This window comes from Streptomyces sp. NPDC058307, from assembly GCF_042880295.1.
GTDB lineage: Bacteria > Actinomycetota > Actinomycetes > Streptomycetales > Streptomycetaceae > Streptomyces.
On the sequence record NZ_JBHVYZ010000010.1, the window covers coordinates 61,617 to 69,986 of the forward strand.

Consider the following 8,370-nt stretch of genomic DNA (forward strand, 5'->3'; position numbering starts at 1 on the left):
TCGATGGTCTCCGAGAACTCCGACGCCCAGGGCGGCGAGACGACCGCCCTGGCGCTGAAGATACTGGTCGCCGGCGGGTTCGGCGTGGGCAAGACCACCCTGGTGGGCGCGGTCAGCGAGATCAGGCCGCTGCGCACCGAGGAACTGCTCAGCGAAGCGGGGCAGTCGGTGGACGACACCGACGGTGTGGACCAGAAGGTCACCACCACGGTCGCCATGGACTTCGGGCGGATCACCATCCGCTCCGGCCTGTCGCTCTATCTCTTCGGCACCCCGGGCCAGGACCGCTTCTGGTTCCTGTGGGACGAGTTGTCGCAAGGGGCCCTGGGCGCCGTCGTCCTCGCGGACACCCGGCGCCTGGAGGACTGCTTCCCGGCCGTGGACTACTTCGAGCACCGGCACATCCCGTTCGTGGTCGCCGTCAACTGCTTCGCCGGTGCCCGCAGCTACGGCGCCCACGACGTCTCGCGCGCCCTCGACCTCGATCAGGGCACACCCGTGGTGCTGTGCGACGCCCGGGACCGCGACTCCGGCAAGGAGGTGCTGATCCGGCTGGTCGAGTATGCCGGGCGGATGCACACCGCCCGGCTGCTCGACTCGGTGGGCTGACCACGGCCGTGGCCGGCTCACCGGCACGTCACTCCGCGAGGTCCCTCTCCGCCAGCACCCGGTCGATGCTCACACGGACGAGGAGTTCCCCCGGTACGCCGTTTCGGGCACCGAACTCCTCGGCCCGTTCCTCGCCCATGTACCGCGCCCCGATCCGCCCGGCCCAGTGCCGGACCTCGTCGAGATCCTCCGACAGCCGGGCCCGGCCCTGCAGCACCACATAGGAGAAGGGCGGCCGGTCGTCGTCCACGCACAGGGCGACACGCCCGTCCCGCACCAGATTGCGCCCCTTCACGGTCTCCTTCCCAGTGTTGAACACCAGGTCGTCGCCGTCGAGCACGAACCAGATCGGCGCCACATGCGGGCTACCGTCGGCCCGGACGGTCGACAACTTGCCGGTGCGGGTGCCGTGGGAGACGAACTCCCGCCATTGCTCATCGGTCATCTTCTCTGCCATGTCCCCATTCTCCTTGCCCCGTTGACGGACGTGGGGAAGGCTTGCTGGGAGATCCTCCGGGCGGGAGGAGACGTCACACGGGGAGACGGGACACATGCCGCAGAAGCAGGGGATCGGCCGGCTGCTGGACGATCTGACCGAGCGCGTCGACCATGTGCGCCACGCGCTGGTGCTGTCCAACGACGGGCTGGTGACGGGCGCCAGCACCGGACTGCGCCGCGAGGACGCGGACCATCTCGCCGCCGTTTCGTCGGGACTGCACAGCCTGGCCAAGGGCTCGGGACGCCACTTCGGCGCGGGCAAGGTACGGCAGACGATGATCGAGTTCGACGACGCGGTGCTGTTCGTCACCGCGGCGGGCACCGGCAGCTGCCTGTGCGTGCTCAGCGGCTCCGACGCCGACATCGGCCGGATCGCCTACGAGATGACGCTGCTCGTCAACCGGGTGGGCGAGCACCTCGACGTGGACGTCCGCCAGCCCGAGCGGAGCCCGGGCACAGACCTCTGACCTGCGTGTCTTCGGCCCGTTGGAGTTATCCACAGGCTCGCCACGCATCGCGCCCCACCGGCTACGGTTTCTGTCACAGCGAACGCACACAGCGTGAGCGACGACTCCACGGGGGAGCGACCATGACGAGCAGTACCATCACCCAACTCCAGCGCAGTGGCTACACCGTCAGCCGCGCCGCACGGGAACTGGGCCTCAAGCGCAGCGAGTTCGACCTCGCCGTACACCTCGGCCAGATCCGGACGGTGCCCGACGAAGGGGGCGGAGGCCGACGCGTCAGCCGGTCCGAGGTCGACCGGCTGCGAGCCACGGGCGGCTTTCCCGACTCGCTGCGTCAACGCGTACGGCTCGTGGGCACCACCGAGGGCGCGGAGGCCATGGAGATCTCCATCGGCAGGTTCACCCGCCTGGCGCGCCTCGGCCTGTTCTCGCCGGTGCGCTTCTATCTGAACCGGTACCGGGCCGTCGTGTGGCTGTATCTGGCCGACGAACTGGAGGAGTTCACGGCGGTCGAGGAGAACACCCCCCTGCTGACCGCGCGGCGTATGCCCGAGGGACTGCGCGACATGCTGGACGAGGGCGTGGACCTGCGCGCCCGCAACTGGCGCGGACGGCACCGCGGATTCCTCCTGCGCCTGGCCGAAGACCCCTGGGAGAGCGCCGGAGCCCTCGCCGCCTTCCTCGACCCCGCCCAGATCGCGGAACTCGTCCCGGACCCCTACGAGCGATCCCACCTGGGCCGCTTCCGGCCCAGGCCTCCCGCGCACGGGGCACAGGGCTCGCCCGCCGCCCACCTCATCGAGAAGATCATGACGGCGGACGACCCGGCCGAGATCGCCTGGCTGAGGACCGAGCTGGCCCAGGTCCTGGACGACGCACGCCGGTTCAGGCCCGCACCACGCCCGGCAACCCGGCTGACACCGCCCGCACTGCCCCCGGGGGAGCCGGCGCCGCTGGAACCGTCCCGCGGGCTGCTGGGCTGGCTCCGCCGCAGAAGCGCCTGACGTACGCCTGACCTACAGCGGCCGGAACAGCCCCTCCTGGACGACGGACACCAGCAGACGTCCCTCCAGGTCGTAGATCCGGCCACGGGCCAGACCCCGTCCACCCGTCGCGATCGGCGACTCCTGGTCGTACAGGAACCACTCGTCCGTACGGAACGGCCGGTGGAACCACATGGCGTGATCCAGCGACGCGATGTCGAAGCTCCGCGGACCCCACAGGGGCTGAACCGGGAGGCGGACGGCGTCCAGGAGAGTCATGTCGCTCGCGTAGGTCAGCGCGCAGGTGTGCACGACCGGGTCGTCCCCGAGCGGCCCGACCGCGCGCATCCACACCGCGCTGCGCGGCTCGGCGTCCTTGACCTCCTCGGCGCTCCAGCGCAGCCGGTCCACATACCGGATGTCGAAGGGCTGGCGGCGTGCCATCCGCTCCAACTGCTCGGGCAGTTCGCCCAGATGCTCCCGGATCTCGTCGCCGACCGTCGGCAGGGACTCCGGGGGCGGGACCTTGCGGGCGGGAGGCAGCTGGTGCTCGAAGGGACCTTCCTCAGGCTTGTGAAAGGAGGCGGTGAGATTGAAGATCGTGCGGCCCTGCTGTACGGCGGTGACCCGGCGGGTGGTGAACGACCGGCCGTCGCGCACCCGCTCGACCTGGTACACGATCGGCACTCCGGGCCGGCCCGGACGCAGGAAGTACGCGTGCAGCGAGTGCACCGGGCGCTCGCCGTCCGTGGTGCGGGCGGCGGCGACCAGCGCCTGGCCCGCCACCTGGCCGCCGAAGACCCGCTGGAGGGACTCGTGCGGACTTCGGCCACGGAAGATGTTGACTTCGATCTGCTCCAGGTCGAGCAGGTCGACGAGCTTCTCGGCCGGGTTCGTCATGGGTGGGACTCTCCTGTGCTCACAGCCGGTCCGTGGTTCACAGCTGGCCGACGTCGGTGACCCGGACGACCGCGCGGCCCTCCGCGTCGGAGGCGGTGAGGTCGATCTCCGCGCTGATGCCCCAGTCGTGGTCGCCGTTCGGGTCGGCGAAGGCCTGCCGGACGCGCCACAGCCGGTCCTGCGGCTCCTCCTCGATCTGCAGCAGCTTGGGGCCGCGGGCATCGGGGCCGGTGCCGAGGTCGTCGTACTCGTCCCAGTACTTGTCCATCGCCTCGCCCCACGCGTCGGCGTCCCAGCCGGCCTCGCCGTCCATCTCACCGAGCTCCTCGACCTGGTCCAGGGCGGCGAGTTCGACGCGGCGGAACAGGGCGTTGCGGACCAGGACGCGGAAGGCGCGCGCGTTGGCGGTGACGGGCTTGACCTCGTCGGCCTTCTCCTGCGCCTCCTCGGCGGTCATCACCTCCGGGTTGGCGAGCTGCTCCCACTCGTCCAGCAGGCTGGAGTCGACCTGGCGGACCGTCTCGCCGAGCCACTCGATCAGGTCCTGCAGATCCTCGGACTTGATGTCGTCCGGGATGTTGTGGTCGAGCGCCTTGTAGGCGCTGGCCAGGTAGCGCAGGACAATGCCCTCGGTGCGGGCGAGGTCGTAGAGGGAGACCAACTCCGTGAAGGTCAACGCCCGTTCGTACATGTCGCGGATGACGGACTTCGGGGAGAGCGGATGGTCGCCGACCCAGGGGTGGCTCTTGCGGTAGGTGTCGTAGGCGTGGAAGAGCAGCTCCTCCAGGGGCTTCGGGTACGTGATGTCCTGGAGGCGTTCCATGCGCTCCTCGTACTCGACACCGTCCGCCTTCATCGCGGCCACGGCCTCGCCCTTTGCCTTGTTCAGCTGGGCCACGAGGATCTGCCGGGGGTCGTCCAGCGTGGACTCCACGACGGACACCATGTCCAGGGCGTAGGACGGCGATTCGGGGTCGAGCAGTTCGAACGCGGCGAGCGCGAACGTGGACAGCGGCTGGTTGAGCGCGAAGTCCTGCTGGAGGTCCACGGTGAGGCGGACGATGCGGCCGGAGGCGTCGGGCTCGTCGAGTTTCTCGACGATGCCGCCGTCCAGCAGCGAGCGGTAGATGGCGATCGCCCGCCGGATGTGCTTCAGCTGCTGCTTGCGCGGCTCGTGGTTGTCCTCCAGGAGGTGCCGCATCGCCGCGAAGGCGTTGCCGGGACGGGCGATCACCGACAGCAGCATCGTGTGCGTGACCCGGAAGCGGGACATCAGAGGCTCCGGATCGGAGGTGATCAGCTTCTCGAAGGTGTTCTCCGTCCAGCCGACGAACCCCTCGGGCGCCTTCTTGCGCACGACCTTGCGGCGCTTCTTCGGGTCGTCGCCCGCCTTGTTGAGCGCCTTCTCGTTCTCGATGACGTGCTCGGGAGCCTGGGCGACGACGAAGCCCGCCGTGTCGTAGCCGGCCCGGCCCGCGCGCCCGGCGATCTGGTGGAACTCGCGGGCGCGCAGGGTGCGGACGCGGTTGCCGTCGTACTTGGTCAGCGCCGTGAACAGCACCGTGCGAATGGGCACGTTGACACCGACGCCGAGGGTGTCCGTGCCGCAGATGACCTTCAGCAGACCGGCCTGCGCGAGCTTCTCCACCAGCCGCCGGTACTTGGGCAGCATGCCGGCGTGATGGACCCCGATGCCGTGCCGGACGTAACGGGAGAGGTTGCGGCCGAACTTGGTGGTGAAGCGGAAGTTGCCGATCAGGTCGGCGATCCGGTCCTTCTCCTCGCGCGTGCACATGTTGATGCTCATCAGCGCCTGCGCCCGCTCCACGGCCTGCGCCTGTGTGAAGTGCACGATGTACACCGGCGCCTGCCTGGTCTCCAGGAGTTCCGTCAGCGTCTCGGTGAGCGGGGTGAACTTGTACTCGTAGGAGAGCGGCACGGGGCGGGTCGCCGAGCGGACCAGCGACGTCGGCCGACCGGTGCGCCGGGTCAGGTCCTTCTCGAACATCGAGACATCGCCGAGCGTGGCCGACATCAGGACGAACTGCGCCTTGGGCAGTTCCAGGATCGGGATCTGCCAGGCCCAGCCGCGGTCCGCCTCGGCGTAGAAGTGGAACTCGTCCATGACGACCTGGCCGACGTCCGCGTTCTTGCCGTCGCGCAGCGCGATCGACGCGAGGACCTCGGCGGTGCAGCAGATGACGGGAGCGTCGGCGTTGACGGAGGCGTCGCCGGTCAGCATGCCGACGTTCTCCGTGCCGAACATCTTGCACAGCTCGAAGAACTTCTCCGACACGAGCGCCTTGATGGGCGCGGTGTAGAAGGTGACCTCGTCACGGGCGAGGGCGGCGAAGTGCGCACCCGCCGCGATCATGCTCTTGCCCGACCCGGTGGGCGTCGACACGATCACGTTCGCGCCGGAGACCACCTCGATCAGCGCCTCCTCCTGATGCGGGTAGAGCGTCAGACCCCGCTCCTCGGCCCACGACTCGAAGGCTTCGTAGAGGGCGTCGGGGTCTGCGGTCGGCGGCAGCTGATCGATGAGGGTCACCCACCCATCTTGCCTGCCCGGATGCCCGATGGGGGAATCGGATGCGAGGCCGAAGATCACGACCAGTACGCTGTGTCGCCGACGGAACGTCAGCTCAGCCGGTCAACTGGGCAGTGGCACAAGAGGAACGGGGCGAGCAACGCCGATGATGGGACCAGCACACTCACTGTCGGGCGCCGCGGCCTGGCTGGGCGTAGGAGCGGCTGCCGCCGCCACGGGGTACACCATGCCGTGGCCCGTGCTGCTGGCCGGAGCCCTGATCTGCGCGGGTGCCGCGCTCGCCCCCGACCTCGACCACAAGGCGGCCACCATCTCGCGGGCCTTCGGCCCCATCTCCTGGGCCCTGTGCGAGATCGTCGACAAGCTCTCGTACGCCGTCTACAAGGCCACCAGGAAGCAGGGCGACCCGCGTCGCTCCGGCGGCCACCGCACACTCACGCACACCTGGCTGTGGGCGGTGCTGATCGGCGCGGGCTGCTCGGTGGCGGCGATCACCGGTGGCCGCTGGGCGGTGCTGACAATCCTCTTCGTGCACATGGTGCTGGCCATCGAGGGCCTGCTGTGGCGGGCGACCCGTGGCTCCAGCGCGGATGTCCTGGTCTGGTTGCTGGCCGCGGCCAGCGCGTGGATCGTCGCGGGCGTCCTGGACAAGCCGGGCAACGGTTCGCACTGGCTGTTCACACAGCCGGGCCAGGAGTACCTGTGGCTGGGGCTGCCGGTCGTGCTGGGCGCCCTCGTGCACGACATCGGGGACGCGCTGACGGTCTCCGGCTGCCCGATCCTGTGGCCGATCCCGCTGGGCCGCAAGCGCTGGTACCCGATCGGCCCGCCCAAGGTCATGCGCTTCCGGGCGGGCAGCTGGGTCGAGCTGAAGGTGCTGATGCCGGCGTTCATGCTGCTCGGGGGAGTGGGCTGCGCGGCGGCTCTCAACTTCATCTGAGGCCAGGGCGCCGCAGTCCCCTGTCAGCTGCCCTGACCGGTCCCGCCTCCGTAGCGCCGTTCGAAGGCGGCCACGCGTCCCTCCGAGTCCACCGTCCGCGCCTTGCCGGTGTAGAAGGGGTGGCTCTCGGAGGAGATCTCCACGTCCACCACCGGGTAGGTCTCGCCGTCGTCCCACTCGATGGTCTGGTCGCTGGTGGCGGTGGACCGCGTCAGGAAGGCGTAGCCGGCGGAGCGGTCGCGGAAGACGACCTCGTGGTAGTCGGGGTGCTTGTCCTGCTGCATGGCTGCTGCTCCTCGGGAGGCGCGGAATACGGCATGGGCAGTGCGACGGTGGACGGGGTGGACGGTGTGGAAACGGCCGGGCGGCCGCGGCGGTCAGCCGGGCAGGTACTCCTCGTCGACGATGTGCATCGCGGCCTCCTCCGCGGACGCGGCGGCACCGTCGATGCCGACGTCCGTGGCGATCAGCGCGCTCTCCTCGTCCTCGTGAGCCCCTTCGTCGGGGGCCACGAGACGGCCGGAACGCAGCGCGCCGACCTCGTTGTCCAGGAGTTCCCCGTCGGTGCCGTCGCAGTCACCGATGCCGTCACCGTCGGCCGGCGCCAGGTCGGGCGTCTCCTCTGCGAGTCGTTGGTCCAGCGTCTCGCCCTGCCGGCGCTCCGCGGCCGTCACGCCGCGGTGCTCCACCGCCCACGGTCGCTCCGGCGGGGACCAGCCGCGGTCGAGAGGGTCGTCGACTCCGTCGTCCTCCAGGGTGTCCTCCGCGTCCAGCAGACCCGCGTCGTCCTGGATCTCGGAGTCGTCGGGCTGGTAGACGTCGTCTCCCCATCCGTCGGAGCTGTCCACGGGTACCTCCAGGTGAAGGGGGACGGACCCGTCCTCCCGCGGCCCGGGTCGGACCACGGACTCACGGGGCACTTGCCGCGCCCGCCGTCGAACCGTGCCGTCCGCGGGCGCTCCCTGAGCCGGTGCTGCTGTCCAGCCTTCCACCCCCTTTCGGCACTGCGCAACGCCACGTGGTCGCTGCGCTCGCTGGAGCGGGGGTTGCGTGGGGGGCCGGGGTGCGGACTGCGTCGGTGTTCGGGGTCGGCTCGTCTGCATCGGTGTTCGGAGAGCCGGGGCGTGCAGGCCGGTGCCCGGAGGGCTGGGGTGCCGGACGGAGCGGGTGTCGCCCACCCTCCCGGCCTCCCCGCACCTCAGGCAGCTGTCCGGGGGCCGGGGCACCTCAGGCACCCACGCCCACGGCGCCCGAGCAGCCCCGGCCCCCGGACATCCGGCGCAAGGCACCGCGACATCTCCAGCATCCGCACGCCCCGGTGCCCGACGCCTGGCACGCCGGGCATCTTCGACACCCAACATCCCCCACCCCGCACCAGGGCGTCGGTGGCATCCGGCATGCGGCACCTGGCCCGGCACCCAA

General features: G+C 70.2%; 9 protein-coding genes. 4 read left to right on the forward strand and 5 right to left on the reverse strand.

What is annotated here, in order from left to right:
• Positions 1–3: 3 nt before the first annotated feature.
• Positions 4–609 (forward strand): ATP/GTP-binding protein, encoded by a 606-nt coding sequence (locus ACFVYN_RS10185; protein WP_389995263.1) that lies wholly within the window; start codon positions 4–6, stop codon positions 607–609.
• Between the two features lie 28 nt (positions 610–637).
• On the opposite strand, the gene ACFVYN_RS10190 is transcribed toward ACFVYN_RS10185, so the two are convergent.
• Positions 638–1,066 (reverse strand): PPOX class F420-dependent oxidoreductase, encoded by a 429-nt coding sequence (locus ACFVYN_RS10190; protein ID WP_389995265.1) that lies wholly within the window; start codon positions 1,064–1,066, stop codon positions 638–640.
• A 94-nt stretch (positions 1,067–1,160) separates the two neighbouring features.
• Here ACFVYN_RS10190 and ACFVYN_RS10195 point away from each other — a divergent pair, with 94 nt between their 5' ends.
• Entirely contained in the window at positions 1,161–1,574 is a 414-nt protein-coding gene (locus tag ACFVYN_RS10195; RefSeq protein ID WP_389995267.1) for a roadblock/LC7 domain-containing protein, read from the forward strand.
• Positions 1,575–1,696: 122 nt separating this feature from the next.
• Entirely contained in the window at positions 1,697–2,578 is an 882-nt protein-coding gene (locus ACFVYN_RS10200; RefSeq protein WP_389995270.1) for a DUF6397 family protein, read from the forward strand.
• A 12-nt stretch (positions 2,579–2,590) separates the two neighbouring features.
• Here ACFVYN_RS10200 and ACFVYN_RS10205 read toward each other — a convergent pair whose 3' ends face one another.
• Together ACFVYN_RS10205 and ACFVYN_RS10210 are read right to left on the reverse strand one after the other, a co-directional pair.
• The gene (locus ACFVYN_RS10205) at positions 2,591–3,457 is read right to left on the reverse strand and encodes an acyl-CoA thioesterase (protein WP_389995272.1); all 867 of its coding nucleotides are present in this window, start codon (positions 3,455–3,457) and stop codon (positions 2,591–2,593) included.
• A gap of 37 nt (positions 3,458–3,494) precedes the next feature.
• Entirely contained in the window at positions 3,495–6,008 is a 2,514-nt protein-coding gene (locus tag ACFVYN_RS10210; RefSeq protein WP_389995275.1) for a DEAD/DEAH box helicase, read from the reverse strand.
• Positions 6,009–6,153: 145 nt separating this feature from the next.
• Between ACFVYN_RS10210 and ACFVYN_RS10215 the strand changes: the two genes are divergently transcribed.
• Positions 6,154–6,948, forward strand: coding sequence for a metal-dependent hydrolase (locus ACFVYN_RS10215; protein ID WP_389995278.1), 795 nt, complete (start codon positions 6,154–6,156; stop codon positions 6,946–6,948).
• A 23-nt stretch (positions 6,949–6,971) separates the two neighbouring features.
• Here ACFVYN_RS10215 and ACFVYN_RS10220 read toward each other — a convergent pair whose 3' ends face one another.
• On the reverse strand, positions 6,972–7,232 hold the full coding sequence (locus ACFVYN_RS10220) for a type B 50S ribosomal protein L31 (protein ID WP_020118411.1): 261 nt from the start codon (positions 7,230–7,232) through the stop codon (positions 6,972–6,974).
• Between the two features lie 93 nt (positions 7,233–7,325).
• A complete protein-coding gene (locus ACFVYN_RS10225; RefSeq protein WP_389995281.1) occupies positions 7,326–7,796 on the reverse strand; it encodes a DUF5709 domain-containing protein in 471 nt (156 codons plus the stop codon).
• Between the last annotated feature and the right edge of the window lie 574 nt (positions 7,797–8,370).